This is a genomic window from Caulobacter sp. GSs2, from assembly GCF_058680895.1.
Map to the genome: position 1 here is coordinate 2,714,631 of NZ_CM178725.1, position 25,299 is coordinate 2,739,929.

A 25,299-nucleotide genomic window follows, 5' to 3' on the forward strand; every position below is an offset into this window, starting at 1 on the left:
TGGCCTACCTGAAGGCCATGACCGTCGATGCTCCAACGACAGACGCAGGCAAACCCGGACTGGAAGGCGTCGCCGCCGCCGCCAAGGCCGCCGGCGAGCGTGGCCTGCCGCCGGTCCATCTTTGGCATCCGGCCCATTGCGGCGAGATCGACATTCGCATCCGCAAGGACGGGGTGTGGTTCCACGAGGGCACGCCGATCGGCCGCGAGGCCCTGGTGCGTCTGTTCTCGACCGTGCTGCGGCGGGATCCCGACGGCTATCACCTGGTCACGCCCGCCGAGAAGATGAAGATCACGGTCGAGGACGCGCCCTTCATCGCCGTCCGCGTGGACCGGGTGGGCGACACCCTGCGCTTCGAGACCAATGTCGGCGACGTGGTCGAGGCAGGGCCAGACAACATCATCCGGGTCGAGATCGATCCGGCCACCGGCGAGCCACGACCCTATCTGCATGTGCGGCGGGGGCTGGAGGCGCTGATCGCCCGGCCGGTGTTCTATGAGCTGGCCGAGATGGCGACCCCGCGCGAGACGGCGGACGGCGCGGTGTTCGGGATCACCTCGAACGGCGCCTGGTTCCCGATCGCGCCGGCCGGGACGGTCGGCGCATGACGCCGCAGCAGCGCCGCGACTGGATCACCAGCCGGCTGGACCCCATCGAACACTATAATCCCAGCCTGGCCGATCCGGTTCGCTCGGACTTCGACCTCAATCCCGGCCTGACCTTCGACAATCCCCACGCCCTGCGCCCCGCCGCCGTGCTGGTGGGGCTGGTGGAGCGCGAGGACGGGCTGACCGTGCTGCTGACCCGTCGGTCGGACACCATGCGCAGCCACACCGGCCAGATCGCCTTTCCCGGCGGGCGCTGCGATCCGGGCGAGACGCCGTGGGTCACGGCCCTGCGCGAGGCCCAGGAAGAGGTGGGGCTGGATCCCAGGTTCGTCACCCTGTCAGGCCTGCTGCAGGGCTATCAGACGGTGACCGGCTTTCACGTCACGCCCGTGATCGGCTTCATCGATCCGGCCGCCGAATTCGTCGCCAGCCCCGCAGAGGTGGCCGACGTGTTCGAGACGCCGTTCGACTTCCTGATGGATCCGACCAATCACGAGCGCCAGCATCGGGTGACGCCCAGCGGCGAGCGGCGCAACTTCTACGCCATGCCGTGGAACGACCGCTTCATCTGGGGCGCGACGGCCGGGATGCTGCGGGCCCTGTATGAGCGACTGCATGATGAATCCACAGATCAAATCCCGGGTTAGGGCGGATCGCCCATAGCGGCCGTCGCGCTTCGTGCCTAACAATGCCGCCTTGCTCTTTGGGGGGGCGTTGATTGCGTAGGAGTGTGTTGCTTGAACACTGAATCGATCGGCATAGCGCCGTGGATGGCCTTGCCCGAGACCAAAGCCGTGATCGCGGCCCTGGAGGAGCGCGGCTTTGCAGGCTGCGCGCGATTCGTCGGCGGTTGTGTGCGCAACACCCTGATGGGCAAGCCCATCGACGATATCGACATCGCCACCACCCTGACCCCCGACCAAGTGATCGACGCCCTGGCCCATGCCGGCCTGCGGGCGATCCCGACCGGCGTGGATCACGGCACCGTCACGGCCATCTCGGGCGGCAAGCCCTATGAGATCACCACCCTGCGCCGCGATGTCTCCACCGACGGTCGCCGGGCCACGGTGGCGTTCAGCCAGGACTGGGGCCAGGACGCCGAGCGTCGCGATTTCCGCTTCAACGCCCTGTATGTCGATCCCGAGGGCCGGCTTTACGATCCGACCGGCGAGGGCGTGAACGACGCGCGCGAGGGGCGGGTGGTGTTCGTGGGCGATCCCATGACCCGCATCCGCGAGGACTATCTGCGCATCCTGCGCTTCTTCCGGTTCCAGGCCTGGTACGGCCGGGGCGAGCCCGACCAGAGAGCCCTGGCGGCCTGCAAGGCGCTCAAGGGCATGGTCTCGGGCCGCGCCGCCGAGCGCACGCAAAAAGAGATCATGAAGCTGCTGACGTCGGAGGATCCGCGCCCGGCCCTGCGGCTGATGGCGGCCACCGGCGTGCTGGGCTCGATCCTGCCGTTCGTCAAATCCCTGGCCCGCTTCGACAGCCTGGTGGCCATCGAGACCGAGCAGCTGTTCGAGAACAATCCCGATCTGCGTCTGGCCTCGCTGATTCCCGATGATCCCCAGGTGGCCGAGCAGATGTCCGAGCGCCTGCGCCTGCCCAACAATGTCAGGGACCGCCTGGTCGACGCCGTGGGCAAGAACCCGCGCATCGTCAGCTGGATGAGCCCGCGCGAGGCCCGCCGTTCGATCTACGCCCTGGGCGTGCGCACCTTCTGCGACCGGATCAAGCTGGCCTGGGCCGGCTCTGGCCGTCCGGTCACCGCGCCGCAGTGGCGGGGCCTGCTGGCCATGGCCGAGACCTGGACGCCGCCGCCCTTCCCGCTGTCGGGCGAAGAGGTGATGCAGGCCGGCGTGCCCAAGGGGCCGATGGTGGGCGAGGTGATGCGCGAGATCGAGATCTGGTGGATCGATCAGGACTTCATCGAGGACAAGTTCAGCGCCATTGAGCGCCTGAAGGCTGTGGCTCAGGGCATGGTCTACTGATGCGGATCGGTCTGCTGGAGACCGGCGCGCCGCCGGAGTCGCTTCAGCCGGCCTTCGGCCGCTATGGCGGCATGTTCCAGACCCTGCTGGGCCCTGATCACGCCTATACGATCTATGACGTCCAGGCCGGCCAGCTGCCCGGCGCGCCGGAGCAGCACGACGCCTATCTCATCACGGGTTCGTCGGCGGGGGTCTATGACGACCTGCCGTGGATCGCGCCGCTGTCGGGCTTTCTGCGCGCCGCCAGGGGGCAGGCGGCGCTGGTCGGGGTGTGTTTTGGCCATCAGATCATGGCCCAGGCCTTCGGCGGTCAGGTGGTGAAGTCCGACAAGGGCTGGGGCGTGGGCCTGCACCGTTACGCCGTCGCGCGGCCGCAGGGCTGGACCGACGCCGACAGCGTCGCCATTCCCGCCTCGCACCAGGACCAGGTGGTGAACCTGCCGCCCTCCGCGACCGTGATCGGCGGCAGCGCTTTTACGCCCTATGGCCTGCTGTCCTATGACGACGCGCCCGGACGGAAAAAGGGGGCGATATCGATGCAGTTCCACCCGGAGTTCGACCCGGCCTATGCGGCGGCCCTGATCGAGGCCCGGCGCGGGACCCGCTATACCGACGCGCAAGCTGACGCTGCGATCGCCACCCTGGCCGCGCCCAACGACCGCTTGCGCGTGGGCGGCTGGATCGGGGCTTTCCTGGATCAGGAAACTCTGCGCCTGGGCTCCCGTTGAGCGGGCTCCAGAGCGTTATTCGGCGAAGCGGATACCGGTTCGCCGCCAGAATAACGCGTCAAAACAAGAATCTAGAGCAAACGACGTGATTCAATCATGGCGACCTTTGCTCTAGGGCCACTTCACCGTCGGCGGCATCGAGCTGAGGATCGATTCCACATTGCCGCCGGTCTTCAGGCCAAACATCGTGCCCCGGTCGTACAGCAGGTTGAACTCCACATACCGTCCGCGCTGGACCAGCTGCTGCTCGCGCTCGTCCGCCGTCCAGGCCTCGCCCATGCGTCGACGCACCAGCTCGGGATAGACCTCCAGGAAAGCCTTGCCGACGTCCTGGGTGAAGGCGAAGTCCCGCGACCAATCGCCGCTGTCGTGGTGGTCATAGAAGATCCCGCCGATGCCGCGGGGCTCGTTGCGGTGGGGCAGGAAGAAGTACTCGTCGCACCAGGCCTTGTACTTGGCGTGCCAGTCGGGGTGGTGCGCGTCGCAGGCTCGCTGATAGGCGGCGTGGAAGTCGATGGCGTCGGGGAAGTCCTGCTGGCGCTGATAGCCGAGCAGGGGCGTCAGGTCGCCGCCGCCGCCAAACCAGCTTTTGGTGGTGGCGATGAAGCGCGTGTTCATGTGCACGGCCGGTACGCGCGGATTGGTCATGTGGGCGATCAGGCTGATGCCGGTGGCGAAGAACCGGGGGTCGTCGCCCGCGCCCGGCATCGACTTGGCCATTTCCGGTGTGAAGGTTCCAAACACCGTGGAGCAGTGGACGCCGACCTTCTCGAACAGGCGACCGTGCATCATCGACATGACGCCGCCGCCGCCGGCCGCGCGATCCCACGGCTTGCGCTCGAAGCGGCCCGGCTGGCCCGGATAGAGGCCGGTCGGGGCCTCGTCTTCCAGGCGCTCGAATTCCGTGCAGATCTGGTCGCGCAAGGTTTCAAACCAGGCGCGGGCGCGGGCTTTCTTGTCGTCGAGATCGGAAGCGTCGGTCATGACAGCCGATTAAGCGCTTGGCGCGCGCGGTGCAAATCCGGGGTTCTGCGTAGGGCTGTCAGGCCTCGAAGAAGCCGTCCGTCTGCCGCAGCGCCTCGCCCAGCGCCATGGCGGCGGTCGTCGCGAGATTCATCGACCGGGCCTCGGGCCGCAGCGGGATCACCAGACGGCCCTGAGCGGCGGCATGGACCTCTTCGGGGGCGCCCCGGCTTTCATTGCCGAATAAAAGCGTATCGCCCGGCTGAAACCCAAATCGGTGAAACGGGGTCGCGCCCCGGGTGGTGAACAGCAGCAGCCGCCCCTGGGCCCTTTCCGGCGCGGCGAGGAAGGTTTCCCAGGAATCGTGGCGTTTCATATGGGCCAAGGGGCCGTAATCCAGCGCCGCCCGCTTGAGACTCTTGTCATCCAGGGGAAAGCTGCAAGGCTCAATCACGTCCAGGCCGGCGCCAAAACAGGCCGCGAGGCGGATTGCGGCGCCGACGTTTTGAGGAATGCCTGGTTGAAAAAGCGCGAGACGCATTCTAAGCGAACCACCACAAGGCTAGCAGGGACATTGCCTGCGAATCGAAAGGGCTTGCGGACTCAGTCCGCGCGTCCGATAGGACGATCCAACCGTCGTCTTGTGGCGGAGATCCGTTCGCGGGTCGAGAAAGATACGGCGCCGAAAGGTGCTTCTCCTGGCCGGCCGGCTTCCCGGCGCGGCGGAATCGAAGGGTGACTTAGGTGGCCGACACCGCGTTGGGCGCAACGACCGAGCCGGAGCATGGGGCTGACCCCAGCCGGCGCGACTTCATTTACATCGCGACGATGGCGGCCGCCGCAGGCGGCGCCGTGTCGCTTGTTTGGCCGTTCGTCGATCAGATGAACCCGTCAGCCGATACGCTGGCGCTGGCCTCGACCGAATTCGACCTGACCAAGGTCGCCGACGGTCAGCAGGTCACGCTCAAGTGGCGCGGCAAGCCGTTGTTCGTGCGCAACCGCACGCCGGCCGAGATCCAGAAGGCCGTGGCCGATGACGGCGCGGCTCTCAAGGATCCGCAGACCGACGCCGAGCGGGTCAAGCCGGGCAAGGCCCAGTGGCTGGTCCTGATCGGCTCCTGCACCCACCTGGGTTGCGTGCCCACCTTCGGCGGCGGCGACTACGGCGGCTGGTTCTGCCCCTGCCATGGCTCGCACTACGACACCTCGGGCCGGATCCGTAAGGGTCCCGCGCCCCTGAACCTCGCGGTTCCGGAGTACGAGTTCCTCACCGACACCAAGGTCAAGATCGGTTAAGCGAGATGAGCGGACATTCGACCTATGAACCCAAGACCGGTTTCGAGCGCTGGCTCGACGCCCGTCTCCCGATCGTGCGCCTGGGCTATGACAGCTTCGTCGACTACCCCACGCCGCGTAACCTGAACTACTGGTACACGTTCGGCGGCATTCTTTCGCTGTGCCTGGCGTCTCAGTTGATCACCGGCATCATCCTGGCGATGCACTATAACGTCGGCGACGCGTTCAACAGCGTTGAGCGCATCATGCGTGACGTCAATCACGGCTGGCTGATCCGCTACATGCACTCCAATGGCGCGTCGATGTTCTTCATCGCCGTCTATATCCACATGTTCCGCGGCCTCTATTACGGGTCCTACAAGGCCCCGCGCGAAGTGCTGTGGATCCTGGGCTGCGTGATCTATCTGCTGATGATGGCCACCGCCTTCATGGGCTACGTCCTGCCCTGGGGTCAGATGTCCTTCCACGGCGCCGTCGTGATCACCAACCTGTTTGGCGCCCTGCCGATCGTCGGTCAGAGCATCACGACCTGGCTGTGGGGCGGTTTCGCGGTCGACAGCGCTACGCTGAACCGCTTCTTCTCGCTGCACTATCTTCTGCCCTTCATGATCGCCGGCGTCGTGATCCTGCACATCTGGGCGCTGCACGTGGTCGGCCAGAACAACCCGACGGGCGTGGATCCGAAGTCGAAAGCCGATACCCTTCCCTTCACCCCCTACGCGACGGTGAAGGACGGGTTCGCGATGAGCGTCTTCCTGATCCTCTTCGCCTTCTTCGTCTTCTACATGCCCAACGCCCTGGGCCATGCCGACAACTACATCCCGGCCAACCCGCTGGTGACGCCCGCCCACATCGTTCCGGAATGGTACTTCCTGCCGTTCTACGCGATCCTGCGCGCCGTTCCCGACAAGCTGATGGGCGTGCTGGCCATGTTTGGCGCCATCGCCTGCCTGTTCGCTCTGCCGTGGCTGGACACCTCCAAGGTGCGCTCGATGCGCTACCGCCCGACCGCGAAGATGTACTTCTTCATCTTCGTCGTGGCGTGCTGCATCCTGGGCCTGTGCGGCGCCAAGCTGCCGGATGATCCGGTCATCCCGCACCTGAAGACCTTCCTGCTGATCGACGCCGATCTGAACAGCTTTGTCTGGCTCAGCCGCTTTGCAACGCTGTACTATTTCGGCTTCTTCCTGGTGATCCTCCCGGTCCTGGGTCTGAAGGAAACGCCGCTCCCGGTTCCGGACTCGATTGCTTCGCCGGCTCTGTCGCACCCCGCCGGCGTTCCGGCCCACGCGACCACCGCGCCTGAGATGAAGGGCTGATCATGATGCTGCGCAAACTTTCCATCCTCGCAGCCGTGGCCGGCCTGATGGCGGCCGGTCCGGTTCTGGCCGCTGGGCACCCCCTGCCGCCCAAGGACGTCCAATGGTCGTTCGAAGGCCCGTTCGGCAAGTTCGATCAGGCCCAGCTGCAACGCGGCTACAAGGTCTATCGGGAGGTCTGTTCGGCCTGCCACTCGATGAGCCTGATCAGCTTCCGCAACCTCGGCGACAAGGGCGGCCCGTTCTACAGCAACGAGCACAAGAACCCGAACGACAACCCGTGGGTCAAGGCGATCGCCAAGGACTACGAGGTCGCCGATATCGACTCCGAGACTGGCGACGCGATCAAGCGTCCGGCGACCAGTGCTGATCGGTTTCCCTCGCCCTATGCCAACGAGGCTGCGGCGCGGGCCGGCAATGGCGGCGCCCTGCCGCCGGACATGTCGCTGCTGGCCAAGGCTCGCTCGGGCGGTCCGGAATATATCTACTCGCTGCTGACCGGCTATCACACGCCGCCCACCGGCCTGAAGGTCGGCGCAGGCCAGCACTACAACCCTTACATGGCCGGTGATCTGACCGCGTCGTGGTCGGGCCCACACGACAAGGTTCCGCCCGGTGGCTTCATCGCCATGGCTGCGCCGCTCAAGGCCGATCTGGTGACCTTCGACGACGGCACCAAGTCGACGCTTGATCAGCAGGCCAAGGATGTCTCGGCCTTCCTGATGTGGGCGGCCGAGCCAAAGATGGAAGAGCGCAAGCAGACCGGCTTCGTGGTCATCCTCTATCTGCTGCTGTTCTCGGGCCTGCTCTATGCCAGCTACCGCAAGGTCTGGAAGAACGAGTCGCACTGACCGTTCGCAGCGACCGAAAAGATCAGGGCCTGGCGGTAACGCCGGGCCCTTTTTCTTTGGGCTCAAGCCGGGCGGGCGTCAGCCACAGCCGGCCCGCCTGGGCGTCGAGGCGCAGGCGATAGTCCGACAGGATCGCCACGCCCACCGCCCCGGCCACGCCCGGGGGCAGGTCGCCGGCTCTGACGGCCGCAACGCGCTGCCGCAGGCGGCCATCCAGCGACAGGCCGGCCAGCACGCCGGCGGGCTTCTGGCGCGGCCCATCGGCGTCGCCGCGCGCCCGCACCCCGCCGTTCGAGGCCGTGTCGAGGGCGAAGGCCCCGGTCAGGCTGGAAAAGCCGTCCGAGGCCGTGGCCTGAACGGTCGGCACGCCGCCCACCACGGTGACGGGCAGGCCGCGCCCGCCGGACCGTTCGGCCCAGCCCTGGGGCTCCAGCCGCAGGCGGCAGGGCGCAAAGTCGATGATCACCACATAGCGGCCCAGGATATCGGCCCCGATCACGCCGGCGATGGGCGCCACGAAGCCGACGCCGCGATAGTCGAGGTCGCTGACCAGGATCGGCGCGGCCTCCACCCTCTGTCCGGCCAGCCGCACTGGCAGGGTGAGGTCGAGCTCGGCATAGCCGCTCATCTGGGCCTTGGTGTTGTGCAGCAGGGTGCGCGGGGCCGACAGGTCGATCACGAAGTCGCCGGTCATGTCGGCGATGGCGGCCGGGGCGACGACCGCCCCGTTCTCGAACCAGCAGGCCGTCTCGCCGGCCACGGCGGGGCCAGCCGCCGCCAGCGGCAGGATCAACAGCAGGGCGGTGGCTGAGCGACGCATGCGACGATCCTAGCCAAGCCTTTCGCGCTCGGCGACAGGCGTGAGCATGCGCCAACCGCGATGGCGCCGAAATGCCCGATGGCGGTCGTTCCCGTGAGGCGGGCGGGAACAAAAACACTGAAGATCAAAGTTCGGGAATACCGGCCCGGAGACCACCGATGTCCCGTTCCTTCGCCACCGGCCTCGCCGCCGTGATCCTGACGGCCGCCACGCCGGTTCTGGCCCAGATGCCGCTCGACCCCGCACAGCGCGGGTGATGCCGGGCCGCCCCTCCGGCGACGGTCTTCGAGATGAGCCTCAAGCGGGTCGGCGACAGCGCCTGGCCGGCTGCGGGGGCGATATGCCCCGGATCAAGTGAGCCTGGGGCCCGGCAGTCGACGGCCGGCAATCGCTAAGGCGTGAGCGCCGCTGGGTTCCGGACGAAATATCGCCGCAAATGATCACTGAAAACATGCCTAACTGCTCAATTTGAGCGGGCAACGCCTTAAATGCTGCAGAAGTAAATCAAAGTTATCTCAATATTTTGGTCGGCTAAGTTGCAATATAATTGCCTTCCTATACGTGACCAATCGGCATGCGGCAGCTGAAAGCAATCATAGAAGGGATGTTATAACTGCGACTTCGTGTCTTGATTATTGGAAGTTAGGAGGTCGTTAGGGGATCGGCGAGCAGTGGTCGCGCCAGATTTCCCAGTAGAGAAAAAGAGCCGCCATGCTGCCGAACTTGAAGATAGGCCAGCGCCTCGTCATTGGCTTCGGCATCATTCTCTTGATGATGGCCGGCATTGGCCTGGTGGCGCAGAGCCGCGTCGATGCGATCGCCCGCAGCCTCACAACGATCAACGACGTCAACAGCGCCAAACAGCGGTTCGCGATCAATTTCCGCGGCAGCGTGCATGACCGCGCCATCAGCCTTCGCGACGTCATCCTGGTCAGCGACCCTGGCGAGCTTGACGCGGCGATCGCCACCATAGAGCGCCTTGAGGCCGCCTATGACAAATCGGCCGGTCCGCTCGATGAGCTGATGGCCAAGGGCGCCGGCGTGACCCCCGATGAGACCGCCATCCTGGACAGCATCAAGGCCACTCAGGCCGAGGGCCTGCCGCTGATCTCGGAAGTGATCCGGCTCCAGAAGGCCGGTGAGGTCGATGCCGCCCAGGCGCTTCTGATGCAGAGCGCCAGGCCCATGTTCATGGTCTGGCTGAAACAGATCAATCAGTTCATTGACCTGCAAGAGGCGAAGAACAAGGAGATCGGTTCGCAAGTCCACCACATGTCGGTCGGCTTCGTTTGGCTGAACATCGCGATGTGTGGCGGGGCGTTGGTCCTGGGTGTCGCCGTCGCGGCGTGGTCCGCCCGCGCCGTCAAGCCGCTCGGCGCCCTGACAACGGCGATGGGCAAGCTCGCCTCGGGCGACCTGTCCGTCCCGGTGCCGTCCCTGGGACGCACAGACGAGGTCGGCGAGATGGCCAAGGCCGTGCAGGTCTTCAAGGAGGCCGGGGCCAGGACCCTTCGCCTGGAGCAGGAGAACGCCGATGCACGTCAGCTGACCGACAGTGAACGCGCGGCCCGCCAAAAGACCGACGCTGAAATGGCCCGGACCCAGGCCCTGGTCGTCGAGGCGGTCGCGTCGGGCCTGGAGCAACTCTCCGCCGGCAACCTTGTCTATCGCCTGACCGCCAGCTTCGCGCCTGAGTACGAGAAGCTGCGCGCCGATTTCAACGCCGCGATGACGACCCTGCAGGACACCATGAAGCTGGTGTCCGGCAATACCGCCACCATCCAGGCCGGCGCCGCCGAGATCTCCGTGGCGTCGCAAGACCTGTCGCGCCGGACCGAGCAGCAGGCGGCCAGTCTGGAAGAGACCGCTGCGGCGCTCGATCAGATCACCGCCACGGTGCGCAAGACCGCCGAAGGTTCGGAACACGCCCGCACCGTGGTCGGCCTGGCCAAGTCCGCCGCCGAGCAGTCCGGCGACGTGGTCCAGAACGCGGTCGCCGCCATGGGCGGGATCGAAAAATCGTCCCAGGAAATCAGCCAGATCGTCGGCGTGATCGACGAGATCGCCTTCCAGACCAACCTCCTGGCCCTGAATGCAGGGGTCGAGGCCGCCCGGGCCGGTGAGGCCGGTCGCGGCTTCGCCGTTGTCGCCCAGGAAGTCCGGGCCCTGGCCCAGCGCTCGGCTGGCGCGGCCAAGGAGATCAAGGCCCTGATCACCAACTCCGACCAGCAGGTGAGGGCCGGCGTGGAACTCGTCGGCGAGACCGGCAAGGTCTTGAGCCGGATCGTGGTTCAGGTGGGCGAGATCAACGACATCGTCGTCGTTATCGCTGCGTCCGCCCAGGAGCAGGCCACAGCCCTGAACGAGGTCAATTCGTCCATCAACCACATGGATCAGGTGACCCAGCAGAACGCGGCCATGGTTGAAGAGGCCACCGCCGCCAGCCACAGCATGTCGCAGGAAGCCGAAGGACTGGCGCGTGTAATTGGCCGCTTCGAGGTCGGCCAGGACGCCCCGGCCCAGAGAGGCGCCGCCCGGAAGCCCTCTCGTCCATCAGCCGCCATATCGGTCATGAAGACCACGGGCTTCGGGGGCGCCGCGCGCAAGCCCGCGCTCGTGGCAGCCGCCGGCGCCGATAGCTGGAAAGAATTCTAGGGCGCCGGCCGATCTGATGGCGTCGATCGGGCCGGCCCTGATTGGGCCGGTCGCGGGGCTCAGGCCTCGCCCCGGTTGCCGCCGCCCCGCTGGAAAAGTTGCAGGGTGCGCAGCATGGCCAGCCGCGCGCTGTCGGCGTGGTAGCCGTTAGGCGCCACGAAGGCGTGGCCGGCGTCGTACAGCCAGACGGGCAGGTCGGGGTGGGCGGCCCGGATGGTCTCGACATCGGTCATCGGAATCATCGGGTCGGTCTTGCCGAAATGCAGGGCGGTGGGGACGGTCGGAACCTCCCCGATAAACTGTACGACGTCGCCGCCGTAAAAACTGGATACACCCGATAAACCCGCACAGCGGGCGGCGGCCAGCCAGGCCGTCGTGCCGCCGAAGCAAAAGCCCATGGCGAACACCGGACCGTCCAGGGCGTCGATACAGGCCTGGACGCGGGGCAGGGTGCTCAGGCCCCAGCCTGTGGCCTCGCCCAGGGCCATGCGCTGGTCCAGGATCGCCGGCTCGGTATTGGCCTGCGGGAACGGCGCGTCGGCGGCGTCCAGCAGGGCCGGGGCGATCACTTCATAGCCTTGCTGGGCCAGGGTGTCGGACAGCTCGCGGATATGCGGCGTCACACCCCAGATGGCGTGCAGAATGACCAGACCGCCGCGCCGGGCGTCCTGATGCGGCGCATGCCAGGCGCTGAACGGCGCGCCGTCGCGGGTGGCCAGGGCGATGCGCTCGCCCATCAGGCCGCGCCGTGGGCCAGGAACAGGTCCAGGGTCCGCTGACGCGCCGCTAGCGCATCGGCGAGGTCGGAGTCGGGCCGGCCGTCATTGTTGAAGCCGTGGCCGCTGGCCTCGTAGATGTGCACCGCCACCTCGGGGTGGGCGGCGGCGATCGCGGCCTTGACCTCGTCGGCGGGGATATGCGGATCCTTGCGGCCCAGATGGACGATGACCGGGCAGGAGAGGGCGAACTTCGCCATGCCCGCCACCTGGCCGCCATAGTAGCTGGCGGCGGCCGACAGGCCCTTGCAGCGCGACGCCGCCAGCCAGGCCATGGTGCCGCCGTAGCAGTAGCCGACGATGAACACCGGGCCGCGCGGGGCCAGAAAGTCGATACAGGCCTGGATGTCGCCCATGGCGTTGTCGGGGCCGTTGGCCATGGCGTATTTCACGCCGGCCTCGAACCCGGCCGGGTCGTGGTCGGCGACAAAGCCCAGTTCCAGCCGGTCGAACATCGCGGGCGCGACCACCTCGAAGCCCAGCTCGGCCCAGCGCGCCACGTCGGCCTGGACATACTGGTCGAGGCCGAAGATCTCCTGGATCACGATCACCCCGCCCCGGCGCACGCCCTGCGGGTGCTCGTGGGCGGCGGTGAAGACGAAGCCGTCATGGACGGCGGTCAGGGTCAGCCGGTCGGTGGTCATCCGCGTGCGTTCCTTGCCGATATGAAAACGGCCGGGACGTTTCCGCACCGGCCGCTTGATCTGGTGGTCTAGACGTTGAACCGGAAGTGCATCACGTCGCCGTCCTTGACGATGTATTCCTTGCCTTCGGCCTTCATCTTGCCGGCCTCCTTGGCGCCGTTCTCGCCGCCCAGGGCGATGAAGTCCTCGAAGGCGATGGTTTCGGCGCGGATATAGCCCTTCTCGAAGTCGGTGTGGATGACGCCGGCTGCCTGCGGGCCGGTGTCGCCCACATGGATGGTCCAGGCGCGGGCTTCCTTGGGGCCGACCGTGAAATAGGTCTGCAGGTCCAGCAGCTTGTAGGCCTCGCGGATCAGGCGGTTCAGGCCCGGCTCTTCCAGGCCCAGGGTTTCCAGGAACTCGGCGCGCTCCTCGGCGTCCAGCAGGGCGATCTCGCTCTCGATCTGGGCCGAGATGACCACGCTCTTGGCGTTGTCCTTGGCGGCGCGTTCGGCCACCAGGTCGCTGTAGCTGTTGCCCTTGTCGGCGCTGCCTTCGTCGACATTGCAGACATACAGGGCCGGCAGCGAGGTCAGCAGCTGCAGCATGTGCCAGGCTTTTTCGTCGTCGGCGTCGATCTTGGCCGTGCGGGCCGGGCGGCCTTCGCGCAGCAGGGCCAGGGCGATATTGGCCAGGCGCAGGGTGTTGGCGCTTTCCTTGTCGGCGCCGACCTTGGCGCGTTTCTCAAGGGCGGGAACGCGCTTTTCCAGGCTTTCCAGGTCGGCCAGCATCAACTCCATCTCGACGATCTCGAGATCGCTGGTCGGGTCGATGCGGCCTTCGACGTGGACGATGTCGCCGTCCTCGAAGCAGCGGGCCACGAAGGCCACGGCGTCGCAGTCGCGGATGTTGGCCAGGAACTGGTTGCCCAGGCCTTCGCCCTTGGACGCGCCGCGCACCAGGCCGGCGATGTCGACGAAGGTGATGCGGGCCGGGATGATTTCCTTGGAGCCGCTGATCTTGGCCAGGGCGTCCAGGCGTGGCTCGGGCACCGCGACCTCGCCGGTATTGGGCTCGATCGTGCAGAACGGATAGTTGGCGGCCTGGGCCGACGCCGTCTGGGTCAGGGCGTTGAACAGGGTGGACTTGCCGACATTGGGCAGGCCGACGATGGCGACTTTAAGGGCCATGGATCTCTCGTGAATTTCGTTGGGGGCGACCTAGCACGGATGATCGGGAAGGCGAAGCGGCGGGGCCTTGCAAGAACTGTAACCGCCCCCGATATCGAAGACGAAAAAGGAGCCGTCAGATGAGCCTTCGACCCGTGGTGAAGATCGTGAAGGGCGTCCCCGCCTCGGACGGCGACGGCGTGCGCCTGACCCGCATGCTGGGCACCCAGGAGGCCCAGATGTTCGACCCGTTCCTGATGCTGGACTGTTTCGACAACGACCAGGCGTCCGACTATATGGGCGGCTTCCCCGACCATCCGCATCGCGGTTTCGAGACCGTGACCTACATGCTGGAAGGTGGGATGCGGCACCGCGACAACACTGGCCGGGAAGGCGTGATCGGTCCCGGCGGCATCCAGTGGATGCGAGCCGGCAAGGGCATCGTCCATTCTGAAATGCCCGAGCAGAGCGAAGGCCGGATGCGCGGCTTCCAGCTGTGGGTGAACCTGCCCGCGAAGCTGAAGATGAGCGCGCCCGGCTATAGCGAGTTCGAGAGCGACGCCATTCCGGTCGAGGCGCGCGACGGCGGCGTGACGGTCAAGGTGATCTCGGGCGTCACCGATGCGGGTACGGCCGGCCCGATCGGCGGCGGGGCGGTCGACGCGCTCTATTTCGACGTCGTGCTGCCGGCCGGGACCCGCTTCGAGGAGCCGGTGGGCGCCGACCGCAACGCGATGATCGCGGTCTATGAAGGCCAGGTCCGGGTGTCCGGCGGCAAGATCGACGCCCTGTCGGGCGTGTTCCTGGGCGCGGGCGACCGGGTGGTGGTCGAGGCCGTCACCGACGCCCGCGTGCTGCTGCTGGCCGGCCGGCCCATCGGCGAGCCGGTGTTCTGGCACGGGCCGTTCGTCATGAACTCCCGCGACGAGATCGTGCAGGCCTTCCAGGATTTCCAGAGCGGCAAGTTCTGAGGACGATCAGCGGCCGCGCGGCGGATACGGGCCCGAGACGGTAGAGAACCGTCGCAGCTTCTGCTTAAGGGGTGTTAGCGGACTCGTTGTCCTCGTGATAAGACCCCCGCCCCCCTCTCGCAGGCGTTCAGACTGTCAGAGGCTATAGGCGCGTTAGGAGAAGCCCAAATGAGCAGGGTGCTGGTTATCGGTGCTGGCGGTGTTGGTTCGGTCGCTGTCCACAAGATGGCGATGAACGCGGATGTGTTTTCGCACATCACGCTGGCGAGTCGGACGAAGTCGAAATGCGACGCCATCGCCGCATCGGTGAAGTCGCGCACCGGCGTGACCATCGACACGGCCGCGCTGGACGCCGACGACGTCGCCGCCACCACGGCGATGATCAAGGCGGTCAAGCCGGCCCTCGTGGTCAATCTGGCCCTGCCCTATCAGGACCTCAACATCATGGACGCCTGTCTGGCGGCCGGGGTGAACTATCTCGACACGGCCAATTACGAGCCGCGCGACGAGGCCAAGTTCGAATACAGCTGGCAATGGGCCTATCAGGACCGCTTCAGGGAAGCTGGTCTGATGGCGCTGCTGGGCAGCGGCTTTGACCCGGGCGTGACCTCGGTATTCGCCACCTACACCAAGAAGCACCTGCTGGACCGGATCGACACGCTCGACATCCTGGACTGCAACGGCGGTGACACCGGCCTGCCCTTCGCCACCAACTTCAATCCCGAGATCAATCTGCGCGAAGTGACCGCCCCGTCGCGGCACTGGGAAAACGGCCAGTGGGTCGAAGGCCCGGCCCTGAGCCACAAGCAGGTGTTCGACTTTGAGGCGGTCGGCCCGAAGAACATGTACCTGATGTATCACGAGGAACTTGAGTCCCTCGTGAAGTTCTATCCGGAGATCAAGCGCATCCGCTTCTGGATGACCTTCGGCGACAGCTATCTCAAGCACCTGGAAGTGCTGGGCAATATCGGCATGATCAGCATCGAGCCGATGATGTTCCAGGGCCGCGAGATCATCCCGATCGAGTTCCTGAAGGCCCTGCTGCCCGAGCCGTCGTCGCTGGGGCCGATCACCAAGGGCAAGACCAATATCGGCACGATCGCCACCGGCGAAAAGGACGGCAAGGCCCGCACCGTCTACATCAACAACATCTGCGACCACGAAGAAGCCTACGCCGAGACCAACAACCAGGCGGTCAGCTACACCACGGGTGTCCCCGCCATGATCGGCGCGGCCCTGATGCTGACCGGCCAATGGAAGGGCGCGGGCGTGTTCAACATGGAGCAGCTGGATCCCGATCCGTTCATGGACATGCTGAACAGGCATGGCCTGCCCTGGAAGGTCCAGGACCTGGCGGCCCCGCTGGCGTTCTGATCCGATGGAAACCAAGGCCGCCGGCCCCGGCGCTTTCGCCCGCTTTGATCTGACCCGCGTCCCGTCGCCCTGTTTCGTGGTCGACGAGGTCGCGGTGCGCCGCAACCTGGCCATGCTCAAGGCCGTGGGCGACGGGTCCGGCGCCCGGGTGCTGCTGGCGCTGAAGGCGTTCTCGATGTGGTCGCTGGCCGGCGTGGTCGGCGAATATCTGGACGGCGTCTGCGCTTCTGGCCTGTGGGAGGCGCGGCTGGCCCGTGAGTTCTATAGCGGTCACCTGACCACCTACTCGCCGGCCTACAAGCGCGAGGATCTGCCCGCGATCCTGCGGATCTCCGACTCGGTGATCTTCAACACGCCCGACCAGATCGCGCGGTTTTCCGATCTGATCGCCGCGGCGAGGGCAGCGGGCGATGTGTTCGACATCGGTCTGCGCCTGAACCCCGAGCACAGCGAGGCCGAGGTCGCCAAGTACGACCCCTGCCAGCGCGGCTCGCGCCTGGGCTTTCCGGTCTCGCAGCTGCGGCCTGAGCATCTGGAGGGCGTCGACGGCCTGCACATCCATGCCCTGTGCGAGCAGGACTTCGAGCCGCTGCGCCGGATCTGGGCGTCGGTGGAGCCTCGCCTCGAGGGCATGCTGGGCCAGCTGAAATGGCTGAACCTGGGCGGCGGCCACCATGTCACCCGCGCCGACTATCAGACCGCCGACCTGATCGCCTTCCTGGCCGGCATCGGCCAGCGCCATGGCCTGCAGGTCTATATCGAGCCCGGCGAGGCCATCGCGCTCGATGCGGGCATCCTGGTGGGCGAGATCCTCGACACCTTCGACAACAGCGTGCCCGTCGCCGTCACCGACATCTCCGCCACCTGCCACATGCCCGATGTCATCGAGGCGCCCTATCGGCCGGCGATGCTGGGCGAGGTCGAGGGCGGCGTGATGGTGCGGATCGGCGGGCCCTCGTGCCTGGCCGGCGACATCATCGGCGACTACGGCTTCGCGACGCGGCCGGTTCCGGGCCAGCGCATCGCCTTCCTCGACCAGGCCCACTATTCGATGGTCAAGACCAACACCTTCAACGGCGTGCCCCTGCCGGCCATCGCCCTGTGGAACAGCGCCAGCGACGCCCTGAAGCTGGTGCGCGAGTTCGACTATGCCGAGTTCCGCGACCGGCTGTCCTGACCGTCAGTCCTCGGACTTGACGGGCTTCTTGGGGTCGGACTTGGGTGAGGGGGCCAGGCGCATGACCTCGGCCTGATAGCGCTCGTCGTCGCCCGCCGCCGCGAAGGGCAGGGCGTCGCAGATGGCGTCCAGCAGCGGGTCCAGCCACTGGTGCTCGACCTTGTGGAAGTCGCCCAGCACATAGTGCATGACCATGGCCTTGTCGCCCGGATGGCCCACGCCGATGCGGCCGCGCCGGAACGCGTCGCCGACCTGGCTGGTGATCGAGCGGATGCCGTTATTGCCCGCCGCCCCGCCGCCGGCCTTCATCCGGAAGCGGCCCGGGGCCATGTCGATCTCGTCGTGGAAGACGATGACGTCGGCCGGCGTCAGCTTGAAGAACTTCATCGCCTCGCCCACGGCGCGGCCGCTCTCGTTGTAATAGGTCTTGGGCTTCAGCAGCAGCAGCTTGACCGGGCCGTTCGGTGTCGAGACCGAGCCTTCGCAAGCCAGGCCCTGAAAGCGCGCGCGCCACGGCCCCGTGCCCCAGCGCCGGGCCAGGGCGTCGACCGCCATGAAGCCGACATTGTGCCGGTTCTTCTCGTACTTGGCCTCGGGATTGCCGAGGCCGGCCAGGATCAGCATTGCTTCAATCCACGCGGGAAGCTCAAACGAAAAACGGGCGGGCTCGAAAGCCCGCCCGTCTCGATAGTCGATCGGAGAACCGATCCGAAGCCTTAGGCGGCGGTGGTGTCGCCTTCGCCCGATTGCGACGCGGCCGAGGCCTTGACGTTGGCGATCACGAAGTCGCGGTCCATGGCGGTCTTGACGCCTTCCGGCAGCTTGACTTCCGAGATGCGGATGACGTCGCCGATGTCGTGGCCGGCCAGGTCGATGACCAGTTCTTCGGGGATCTGGTCGGCCGGGCAGGCCAGTTCGACGGTGTGACGGATGATTTCCAGCGTGCCGCCCTTCTTCAGGCCGACCGAGGTTTCGTGGTTCTTGAAGTGAACCGGAACTTCGATCTTGATCAGCTGGTGCTCGCTGACGCGGAACAGGTCGAAGTGGACCGGCTCGTCGGTGACAGCGTGGAATTGCACGGCCTTGGCGATGACCGACTGCTTCTCTTCGCCGTACTGCAGCGTGACCAGGTGGCCCAGCAGCTTGCCGGTGAAGAGCGCCTTGCGGAACTCGTTGCCCTTGACCGCGATGTTCACGGGAGCCTTGCCGCCGCCGTACAGGACGCCGGGGACCTTGCCGCTGCGGCGGGTTTCGCGAGCGCCGCCGGTGCCGGCGCGGTCGCGGAGTTCAACGTTCAGAATGATTTCGGCCATGGTGTTCTCTCTGGAGAGCCGGTGCTCTCGAAATGCAAAATCGCCGCACAGGACTGGATTGTCCCGCTCGGTCGACGTTTTTAGGGTGGGGCTACATACACAGAAGGGCCGGGCGATGCAACGCCCGGCCCTTCCAGGTCAATTGAGGCGCAGCCTAATTCCGGGGCGCGGGCTTCTTGGCGGCGGCCTTGGCGTTCTTGGAGTTGCGGCCAGCCCCGCCGGCTTGGGCGATCGAGGCCTTTACCGGCACGGCGCGCGGTGGCGGCGGCGGTTCGATCGGCATCGGCGTGCCCGAAGCCTTGATCACGCACTGGCCGGTATCCATCAGGATGTGCTGGCCCAGGCAGAAGACGTCTTCGTAGTGCGGCTTGGAAACGGCCAGGCACTGATAGAGGTTCAGCTTGCCCATGTTCAGGCACATGGCCGAGTTGGGTTCGGCCATCACCGCCTCGATGGTGGCCAGGTTCTCGTCACCGGCCGCGCCCAGGGCCGCCAGGGCGGCCACGGCCAGGCCGCGAATGACCACCGGTGAATAGGGTCCCGAGGCCGCGCGCGGCGTCAGGGTCAGGGGCTGGGCGCCGACCGAGGCCTGCTGCAGGGCGGCTACGTCGCTGGTGTCGCCCAGGGCCGGGATCGCCGACATGGTCTTGGCATAGGCCAGGCGCACGTCGCGGTCGGGCACCGAGGCCTTGGACCACGACGAGTGCTGCACGTCATAGGCGGCCTGCTTGACGGCCTTGCCGGCGATGAAGACCTTCAGGCCTTCGGCGCCCAGGGTGTCGATGACCAGGCCGGCGGCGGTGTCGCTGCCCTTGAAGCCGACGGCATAGGCCGGATCGGCGACCAACTGGGCGATCACCTGCTGGCGCTGGACCGGATCGGCCGCGAAGCTGCGCACGGCGCCGACATAGGCCGGATCTTGCAGGGCGATGACGGCGGCATAGGCGATGACGCCCGACAGCAGCTGCTTGGGCTCATAGGCCACGGCGACCTTCAGCGAGGACTGGATCTGTTCGCCGTTCTGGAACTTGGGATCGATGGCCCCGGCCCGGGCCATGTAGCCGCGGTAGGCGCTGGCGCGCTCCACCAGCACATTGGACAGGGTGATCGGCGGCGGCGCGGGCGGTGCGACGACCACGGGCGGCGGCGGCGGGGGAGGCGGGGTCTCGCAGCCGGCCACCACGGTGGTCAGTGCGACGGCGGCCGTCAGCAATACGGCGCGCGCACGCGAAAAGATGGGCATTCCGGGCAACTTCCCCATGGGTCTGGTTTCCGCGAATAGCATCCGCGACGGGCGATATTGTGACACTCGGCCCCTTAACCAGCCTTTGACAAGCGTGGCCGCAAGCGGCTTCGCCCAAAGGGTGAGAAGTCGGGGATCAGTCGAACAGCTTGGAGACCGACTCTTCGTTGGCGATCCGGCGGATCGCTTCGCCGATCAGCGGGGCGCAGGAGACATAGCGGATCTTCGGGCAGGCCTTGACCGGGTCGGAGGCCTCGATCGAGTCGGTGACCACCAGTTCGGTCAGCACCGAATTGGTGACCCGTTCGGCGGCGGCGCCCGACAGCACCCCGTGGGTGACATAGGCGCTGACCGAGACCGCGCCTTGGGCGACTAGGGCGGCGGCGGCGTTGCACAGGGTGCCGGCCGAGTCGGCGATGTCATCGAACAGGATGCAGCGGCGGCCCGAGACGTCGCCGATGATGTTCATCACTTCCGACTGGCCGGGGCCCGAGCGGCGCTTGTCGACAATGGCCAGGTCGGCGTCGTTCAGACGCTTGGCCAGGGCCCGGGCGCGCACCACGCCGCCGACGTCGGGCGAGACGACCATCAGGTCATCGCCGATCGAATAGTTGCGGATGATGTCGTCGGCCAGCAGGCGCGAGGGCAGCAGGTTGTCGGTCGGGATGTCGAAGAAGCCCTGGATCTGGCCGGCGTGCAGATCCATGGTCAGCACGCGGTCGGCGCCCGAGCGGGTGATCAGATTGGCGACCAGCTTGGCCGAGATCGGCGTGCGGCCGCCGGTTTTGCGGTCCTGGCGGGCATAGCCGAAATAGGGGAGGACGGCGGTGATCCGCTTGCCCGACGCGCGCTTGAGGGCGTCGATACAGATCAGCAGCTCCATCAGGTTGTCGTTGGCCGGATAGCTGGTCGACTGCAGGACGAACACATCCTCGCCGCGCACGTTCTCGTCGATGGTGACGAACACCTCCAGGTCGGCGAACCGGCGCACCTGGGCGCGGGTCAGCGGCATGTCGAGATACTCGGCGATGGCCTGGGAAAGCGGGCGGTTCGAGTTGCCGGACAGCAGCTTCATGGGGTCGCTCGGGGCAGGGGGTGCGCGTTGCGGGGCTTCTAGCAGTGATCGGCCCCGGAGCAAGACCTTAACGGCCGGCATGACGGATCGGTGACGTTTTGTGGCTTTCGGGTTGGGTTTGGGGTCTTTCGGCATGCACGACTTCAACAGCGCATGACCCCAACCCCTCATAGCTCCGTCATTCCCGCCCTTGTGGCGGGAACCCCTTTATCCGCCGCAGGTGGCCGCTGAACGAGGGGTTCCCGCCACAAGGGCGGGAATGACGAGGAATGAGAGGGGCGGTTGGATGTCGATCCGTCCTCACCCCTCCAGCGCGATTGCCGACAGCAGGCGGCCATAGTCGCCCTCGCCGTTGAGGAAAGCGCGGCGGTTGGAGAAGAACAGGGCTTCCTCGGCGCGGGTGTCGTGGCCCACCCATTCGCGCTGCTCGATCCCGGCGGTGCGCAGGCGGTCCAGCACGAAGGCGGGCAGGTCGAACATCCGCTTGTCGTCGCTGACGCCGGGCCGGAAGAAGTGGCCCGAACCCGGACTGTCCGCCTCGAAGCGGTGCAGGAAGTCGACGCTCACCTCATAAGAGTCCGGCCCGATACAGGGACCGACGGCCGCGACCATCCGCGCCGGATCGCCGCCGAGCACCACCATCTTGTCGACAGCGGCCTGGACGACGCCGTCCAGGGCGCCGCGCCATCCGGCATGAGCGGCGGCGACGATGCGGGCCACGGGATCGACGATCAGCACCGGCGCGCAGTCGGCCGACAGCGCGCCGCAGATCACGCCGGGCGTCCGCGTGACGACGGCGTCGCCCTCGGGCCGGACGTCGCCCCAGGACCCGTCGGCGACGATCGCGATGGTCGAATGGATCTGGTAGCAGGTGTTGAGATCTTCGGGCGCGACCCCGAACCAGCGGGCGGTGCGGGCCCGGTTCTCGATCACGTCTGCTGGCTCGTCCTTGCTGCCCCGCCCGACGTTCAGGCTGTCATAGATCCCGGTCGAGACCCCGCCCTGGCGGGTGAAGAAGGCGTGGCGCACGCCGGGCACGGCGGCCAGCAGCGGCGACTGGATGGTGGGCAGTTGGCTGTGCGGCATGTCATTATGCATCCTGTCCGGCGACCTCGAAACCAGGCGGCGTGAAACCGGGCGCATGAAGGCACACGGCCTTGAACAACGCGCCCATCTGCGCCTGACCGGTCAGGCGATCAAGCTGTCTTGCGATCTGGTCGGCGCGATCAGGGCGGGCGGCGGCCAGGGCCTGGGCCCGCGCCTCGATGCCCAGCATGGCCAGAAAGACGGCCTGCTGCAGGATCGGCCCGGCCTTCGCGCCGGCCTCGACACCGGCCGCCAGCACGGCCGGGAAGTCGGCCCAGACGGTCAGGTCGGCCTGGCCGGGGCTCTTCAGCGGGTCGACCTTGCGGTGGTTCTGCAGGGCCTGCAGCGTGTCGCCGGGACCGGCTGCGTCGCGGCCATAGTCGATCAGCAGGGCCGCGCCGCCCTCGGTGGCGACCCGGTGGCCGATCTCGGCGCCGAGGGCCTCCTGGGCGGGGGAGGATTCCAGGATGGCGCCGGGTGGAAGGTCCTCCCCCTGATGGGGGAGGCTTTCGCCTGTCGCCGAAAAACGGTTGTCATCCCGGACGAGCGCGAAGCGCGAAGATCCGGGACCGACGCCTGAACTCAGTGTTTCCGGCGGTCCCGGATCTGCGCTTCGCTTGTCCGGGATGACAGCTGTTTTCGCTGCGCGGCTTCCTTCCCCCCTGGGGGCGGGACTTAGGGCCTTCAACCCAAACGCCAGATCACCCGCCTCATCCAGCCCGATCACCCGCTCGGCCCAGCCGGTCTCGGTGCGGACGAATTGCCGGGGCGGCAGGCAGTCGAGCACCTCATTGGCGACCAGGATCATCGGCGCGCCGCCCGGCACGGCCTCCAGCCGGTCGGCCCACTGCGGCGCGGCGCCGGCCAGTCGCTGCGCCTGCAGCGCCCGCAGCGGCGGCGACACCTCGACCAGCCACAGGTCGGCGGCGGCGAGAAAGTCGGGCGCCAGCTTGGCCGCTCGCAGCAGGTCGCTGATCAGGGTCCCGTCGCCGGGGCCCATCTCGACCAGCCGGAACGGCGAGGGGCGGCCCATGCGGATCCAGGTTTCCACCGCCCACAGGCCGATCAGCTCGCCGAACATTTGGCTGACCAGCGGGGCGGTGATGAAGTCGCCGCCGGCCCCCAGGTCTGGCCGCGTGGCGTAGTAGCCATCCTGCGGATCGTGCAGGCAGCGGGTGAAGTATGCGGCGACGCCGATCGGGCCGTCCTGGGCGATCTGCGCCTTCAGGCGATCAAGCAGGCTCATGGGTCTGGTCGGCCGGTTCGCGCAGGGCCTTCCACAGCAGCCAGATCCCGACCAGCAGCATCGGGATCGACAGGATCATCCCCATGGTCAGGCCTAAGGGGAAGTCGGGCATGCCTTCATCGGGATTGCGCACGTTCTCCAGCAGGGCGCGGAACAGGCCATAGCCGATCAGGAAGGTCCCGATCAGCGCGCCGCGGCGCTGCAGCCACTTCAGGTGATGGGTCGCCACCCAGAGCATCGCGAACAAAACCACGCCCTCGAGCGCGGCTTCATACAGCTGGCTGGGATGGCGGGGGTCGGGACCGGCAGGGCAGGTGCCGCGATTGGCGTTCTGGATCGTCTGGTTGCAGAAGATCACCCCGAACGGATGGTCGGTGACCCGGCCCCACAGCTCGCCATTGATGTAGTTGGCTACCCGGCCAAAGAACAGGCCGATCGGCGCGACCGGCGCGATCAGGTCGCCCAGCTTCAGGACGTCGATCTTCTGCTGGCGGGCGAACAGGGCGATGGCCGCGCAGACGCCCAGGAAGCCGCCATGGAAGGACATGCCGCCCTCCCAGATCTTGAAGGCCGCCAGCGGGTTGTCCATCAGGCCGCCGCGCTGGCCCTCGTTCATCAGCATGTAGAAGAGGATATAGCCCAGCCGGCCGCCCAGGATGATGCCCAGGGTGATCCACAGGATCAGGTCGTCGATCTGCAGCGGCGTCGCCGTCGGCGTCCGCCCGTTCCAGACGGACGGGCTGCCCACCAGCCGGATGATGTAGCGCCAGCCCAGCAGGATGCCGGCCACATAGGCCAGGGCGTACCAGCGGATGGCCAGCGGGCCCCATTGCAGGGCCAGCGGGCCGATGTGCACGACCGGGTCGATATCGGGAAAGATCACGCCGCTGGCTCCGTTCTGGACAGATCGTCGCAGGCATAGCCGGTTCGGCCTTCGCTTTCACCCCCCGCTTACCATATAAGGATCATGGAAAAGCCGCCCGCACCTGGAACCTCGATGCACAGCCAGAACCCCTTCCTCGACGAATTCGCCAAGCTCACCCAGGCGGCCATGGGCATCGCCCAGACGGCCGGCGAGGAAGCCAAGACCGCCATGCGGGCCCAGGCTGATCGTCTGGCGGCCGAATTCGACCTGATCCGCCGCGAGGATTTCGAGGCGCTGAAGGCCGAGGTTGCAGCCCTGCGCGAAGAGGTCGCCAGCCTCAAGACCAAGAAGCCCGCCGCCCCCAAGACCGACAAGAAGTCGGCGGCAACAGGCGAATAGGCGGACGGTCTTTCGCTCTCGACGTGAAGGGGCTGTTCCGCCGCTCGCGAACCAGATTAGACTCAACGCGACGTAAGCGATTCATGGTGGGTCTCACGCCCGCCATCGCTCACGGGACGCGCAGGATTCCCATGGACGCCCAACCGGAAGACGACGACGTCCTGATGGCTCTCGACCCCCTCGAAGTGGTCGAGCATGTTCTGTCGGCCGAAAACCTGACCTTTGATCGCACCGACGACGGCGATCTGGCCTTCGCCCTGACCGGCGATTGGAAGGACTATGAGCTGTGGTTCGCCTGGCGGCCCGAGGCCGATTGCCTGCAGCTGTGCCTGTCGCTGGACCTGCGCGCGCCCAAGACCAAGCGCGCCAGCGCCTATGAGCTGCTGGCCATGATCAACCAGCGCGTCTGGCTGGGCCATTTCGAGGTCTGGACCGACGATGGCGAGGTGGTGTTCCGCCACGCCCTGGCCCTGCCCTCGGGCGAGCGCCCGACCATGGCCCAGGCCGCCTCGATGATCGACGCCGCCGTCGAAGCCGCCGACCGCTTCTATCCGGCCTTCGACTTCCTGCTGCAGGGCGCCAAGACCCCGGACGAGGCCATGGCTGCCTGCATGTTCGAGACGGTCGGGCAGGCATAATCAGCTTGTCATCCCGGCCGAAAGCCCGCATCGCGGGCTGAAGAGCCGGGACCGCGACAGGCGCTATAGCTTCCGGCGGTCCCGGATCGGCCTTTCAGGCCGTCCGGGATGAC

At 66.8% G+C, this 25,299-nt stretch carries 25 protein-coding genes and 3 pseudogenes; 15 read left to right on the forward strand and 13 right to left on the reverse strand.

Going from position 1 to position 25,299, the window contains the following annotated elements; genetic code table 11:
• Nucleotides 1-17: 17 nt before the first annotated feature.
• The 4 genes from ACW17Z_RS13215 (at nt 18) to ACW17Z_RS13230 (ending at nt 3,327) form a co-directional block, all read left to right on the forward strand.
• Nucleotides 18-608: a DUF1285 domain-containing protein gene (locus ACW17Z_RS13215; RefSeq protein WP_492058530.1), complete on the forward strand. Its 591-nt coding sequence runs from the start codon at nt 18-20 to the stop codon at nt 606-608.
• Nucleotides 605-1,255, forward strand: a complete 651-nt coding sequence (locus ACW17Z_RS13220; protein ID WP_492056342.1) for a CoA pyrophosphatase — start codon at nt 605-607, stop codon at nt 1,253-1,255. The genes ACW17Z_RS13215 and ACW17Z_RS13220 overlap by 4 nt, the downstream gene beginning before the upstream one ends.
• 90 nt (nt 1,256-1,345) lie before the next feature.
• The gene (locus ACW17Z_RS13225) at nt 1,346-2,599 is read left to right on the forward strand and encodes a CCA tRNA nucleotidyltransferase (protein ID WP_419318953.1); all 1,254 of its coding nucleotides are present in this window, start codon (nt 1,346-1,348) and stop codon (nt 2,597-2,599) included.
• Complete coding sequence (locus ACW17Z_RS13230; RefSeq protein WP_492056343.1) at nt 2,599-3,327, forward strand: glutamine amidotransferase-related protein; 729 nt, start codon at nt 2,599-2,601, stop codon at nt 3,325-3,327. Before ACW17Z_RS13225 ends, ACW17Z_RS13230 begins: the two co-directional genes overlap by 1 nt.
• 111 nt (nt 3,328-3,438) lie before the next feature.
• On the opposite strand, the gene hemF is transcribed toward ACW17Z_RS13230, so the two are convergent.
• Together hemF and ACW17Z_RS13240 are read right to left on the reverse strand one after the other, a co-directional pair.
• The gene (hemF, locus tag ACW17Z_RS13235) at nt 3,439-4,311 is read right to left on the reverse strand and encodes an oxygen-dependent coproporphyrinogen oxidase (RefSeq protein ID WP_492056344.1); all 873 of its coding nucleotides are present in this window, start codon (nt 4,309-4,311) and stop codon (nt 3,439-3,441) included.
• Nucleotides 4,312-4,369: 58 nt separating this feature from the next.
• Nucleotides 4,370-4,831: a tRNA (cytidine(34)-2'-O)-methyltransferase gene (locus ACW17Z_RS13240; protein ID WP_419318950.1), complete on the reverse strand. Its 462-nt coding sequence runs from the start codon at nt 4,829-4,831 to the stop codon at nt 4,370-4,372.
• Nucleotides 4,832-5,034: 203 nt separating this feature from the next.
• Here ACW17Z_RS13240 and petA point away from each other — a divergent pair, with 203 nt between their 5' ends.
• The 3 genes from petA to ACW17Z_RS13255 are packed head-to-tail and all read left to right on the forward strand — an operon-like array spanning nt 5,035 to nt 7,756.
• Nucleotides 5,035-5,586, forward strand: a complete 552-nt coding sequence (petA, locus tag ACW17Z_RS13245) for a ubiquinol-cytochrome c reductase iron-sulfur subunit (protein WP_419318949.1) — start codon at nt 5,035-5,037, stop codon at nt 5,584-5,586.
• A 5-nt stretch (nt 5,587-5,591) separates the two neighbouring features.
• Nucleotides 5,592-6,905 carry a cytochrome b gene (locus ACW17Z_RS13250; protein ID WP_419318948.1) on the forward strand — a complete coding sequence of 438 codons (1,314 nt, stop codon included), beginning with the start codon at nt 5,592-5,594 and terminating at the stop codon, nt 6,903-6,905.
• 5 nt (nt 6,906-6,910) lie between these two features.
• Nucleotides 6,911-7,756, forward strand: a complete 846-nt coding sequence (locus ACW17Z_RS13255; RefSeq protein ID WP_419318947.1) for a cytochrome c1 — start codon at nt 6,911-6,913, stop codon at nt 7,754-7,756.
• Nucleotides 7,757-7,778: 22 nt separating this feature from the next.
• On the opposite strand, the gene ACW17Z_RS13260 is transcribed toward ACW17Z_RS13255, so the two are convergent.
• Nucleotides 7,779-8,576: a hypothetical protein gene (locus ACW17Z_RS13260; RefSeq protein WP_492056345.1), complete on the reverse strand. Its 798-nt coding sequence runs from the start codon at nt 8,574-8,576 to the stop codon at nt 7,779-7,781.
• A gap of 774 nt (nt 8,577-9,350) precedes the next feature.
• On the opposite strand from ACW17Z_RS13260, the pseudogene ACW17Z_RS13265 reads away from it, so the two are divergent.
• Both ACW17Z_RS13265 and ACW17Z_RS13270 read left to right on the forward strand, forming a co-directional pair.
• Nucleotides 9,351-9,776: pseudogene (locus ACW17Z_RS13265) on the forward strand (MCP four helix bundle domain-containing protein); the annotation flags it as partial.
• A 117-nt stretch (nt 9,777-9,893) separates the two neighbouring features.
• A pseudogene (locus tag ACW17Z_RS13270) lies at nt 9,894-11,231 on the forward strand (methyl-accepting chemotaxis protein); the annotation flags it as partial.
• Between the two features lie 59 nt (nt 11,232-11,290).
• On the opposite strand, the gene ACW17Z_RS13275 reads toward ACW17Z_RS13270, so the two are convergent.
• From ACW17Z_RS13275 to ychF, 3 genes are all read right to left on the reverse strand, one after another.
• Nucleotides 11,291-11,968, reverse strand: a complete 678-nt coding sequence (locus ACW17Z_RS13275; RefSeq protein ID WP_492056346.1) for a dienelactone hydrolase family protein — start codon at nt 11,966-11,968, stop codon at nt 11,291-11,293.
• On the reverse strand, nt 11,968-12,651 hold the full coding sequence (locus ACW17Z_RS13280; protein WP_492056348.1) for a dienelactone hydrolase family protein: 684 nt from the start codon (nt 12,649-12,651) through the stop codon (nt 11,968-11,970). Before ACW17Z_RS13280 ends, ACW17Z_RS13275 begins: the two co-directional genes overlap by 1 nt.
• Before the next feature lie 68 nt (nt 12,652-12,719).
• The gene (gene ychF, locus ACW17Z_RS13285) at nt 12,720-13,820 is read right to left on the reverse strand and encodes a redox-regulated ATPase YchF (protein ID WP_492056349.1); all 1,101 of its coding nucleotides are present in this window, start codon (nt 13,818-13,820) and stop codon (nt 12,720-12,722) included.
• 119 nt (nt 13,821-13,939) lie between these two features.
• On the opposite strand from ychF, the gene ACW17Z_RS13290 reads away from it, so the two are divergent.
• The 3 genes from ACW17Z_RS13290 to ACW17Z_RS13300 all read left to right on the forward strand — a co-directional run bounded on the left by ACW17Z_RS13290 (nt 13,940) and on the right by ACW17Z_RS13300 (nt 17,321).
• Entirely contained in the window at nt 13,940-14,770 is an 831-nt protein-coding gene (locus ACW17Z_RS13290) for a pirin family protein (protein WP_492056350.1), read from the forward strand.
• A 168-nt stretch (nt 14,771-14,938) separates the two neighbouring features.
• Complete coding sequence (locus ACW17Z_RS13295; RefSeq protein ID WP_492056351.1) at nt 14,939-16,144, forward strand: saccharopine dehydrogenase family protein; 1,206 nt, start codon at nt 14,939-14,941, stop codon at nt 16,142-16,144.
• A 4-nt stretch (nt 16,145-16,148) separates the two neighbouring features.
• On the forward strand, nt 16,149-17,321 hold the full coding sequence (locus ACW17Z_RS13300) for a carboxynorspermidine decarboxylase (protein WP_492056352.1): 1,173 nt from the start codon (nt 16,149-16,151) through the stop codon (nt 17,319-17,321).
• 3 nt (nt 17,322-17,324) lie between these two features.
• Here the strand turns inward: ACW17Z_RS13300 and pth are convergent, their stop codons facing one another.
• The 4 genes from pth to ACW17Z_RS13320 all read right to left on the reverse strand — a co-directional run bounded on the left by pth (nt 17,325) and on the right by ACW17Z_RS13320 (nt 20,952).
• Nucleotides 17,325-17,945, reverse strand: a complete 621-nt coding sequence (pth, locus tag ACW17Z_RS13305; protein ID WP_492056353.1) for an aminoacyl-tRNA hydrolase — start codon at nt 17,943-17,945, stop codon at nt 17,325-17,327.
• A 92-nt stretch (nt 17,946-18,037) separates the two neighbouring features.
• Nucleotides 18,038-18,634: a 50S ribosomal protein L25/general stress protein Ctc gene (locus tag ACW17Z_RS13310; RefSeq protein WP_419318938.1), complete on the reverse strand. Its 597-nt coding sequence runs from the start codon at nt 18,632-18,634 to the stop codon at nt 18,038-18,040.
• Between the two features lie 154 nt (nt 18,635-18,788).
• Nucleotides 18,789-19,877: a hypothetical protein gene (locus tag ACW17Z_RS13315; protein WP_492056354.1), complete on the reverse strand. Its 1,089-nt coding sequence runs from the start codon at nt 19,875-19,877 to the stop codon at nt 18,789-18,791.
• A gap of 136 nt (nt 19,878-20,013) precedes the next feature.
• Nucleotides 20,014-20,952 (reverse strand): ribose-phosphate pyrophosphokinase, encoded by a 939-nt coding sequence (locus tag ACW17Z_RS13320; RefSeq protein WP_419318936.1) that lies wholly within the window; start codon nt 20,950-20,952, stop codon nt 20,014-20,016.
• Between the two features lie 169 nt (nt 20,953-21,121).
• Between ACW17Z_RS13320 and ACW17Z_RS13325 the strand changes: the two are divergent.
• A pseudogene (locus tag ACW17Z_RS13325) lies at nt 21,122-21,238 on the forward strand (hypothetical protein); the annotation flags it as partial.
• 14 nt (nt 21,239-21,252) lie between these two features.
• On the opposite strand, the gene pgeF reads toward ACW17Z_RS13325, so the two are convergent.
• Genes pgeF through lgt form a run of 3 tightly spaced genes read right to left on the reverse strand, consistent with a single transcriptional unit; the run spans nt 21,253 to nt 24,167 of the window.
• Complete coding sequence (gene pgeF / locus ACW17Z_RS13330; RefSeq protein WP_492056355.1) at nt 21,253-22,038, reverse strand: peptidoglycan editing factor PgeF; 786 nt, start codon at nt 22,036-22,038, stop codon at nt 21,253-21,255.
• A gap of 4 nt (nt 22,039-22,042) precedes the next feature.
• Nucleotides 22,043-23,284 (reverse strand): class I SAM-dependent methyltransferase, encoded by a 1,242-nt coding sequence (locus tag ACW17Z_RS13335; RefSeq protein WP_492056356.1) that lies wholly within the window; start codon nt 23,282-23,284, stop codon nt 22,043-22,045.
• On the reverse strand, nt 23,271-24,167 hold the full coding sequence (gene lgt / locus ACW17Z_RS13340) for a prolipoprotein diacylglyceryl transferase (protein ID WP_419318933.1): 897 nt from the start codon (nt 24,165-24,167) through the stop codon (nt 23,271-23,273). Before lgt ends, ACW17Z_RS13335 begins: the two co-directional genes overlap by 14 nt.
• A 114-nt stretch (nt 24,168-24,281) precedes the next feature.
• Between lgt and ACW17Z_RS13345 the strand changes: the two genes are divergently transcribed.
• Entirely contained in the window at nt 24,282-24,548 is a 267-nt protein-coding gene (locus ACW17Z_RS13345; RefSeq protein ID WP_492058531.1) for an accessory factor UbiK family protein, read from the forward strand.
• A 131-nt stretch (nt 24,549-24,679) separates the two neighbouring features.
• Nucleotides 24,680-25,186, forward strand: a complete 507-nt coding sequence (locus ACW17Z_RS13350) for a type III secretion system chaperone family protein (RefSeq protein ID WP_419254060.1) — start codon at nt 24,680-24,682, stop codon at nt 25,184-25,186.
• Nucleotides 25,187-25,299 lie beyond the last annotated feature (113 nt).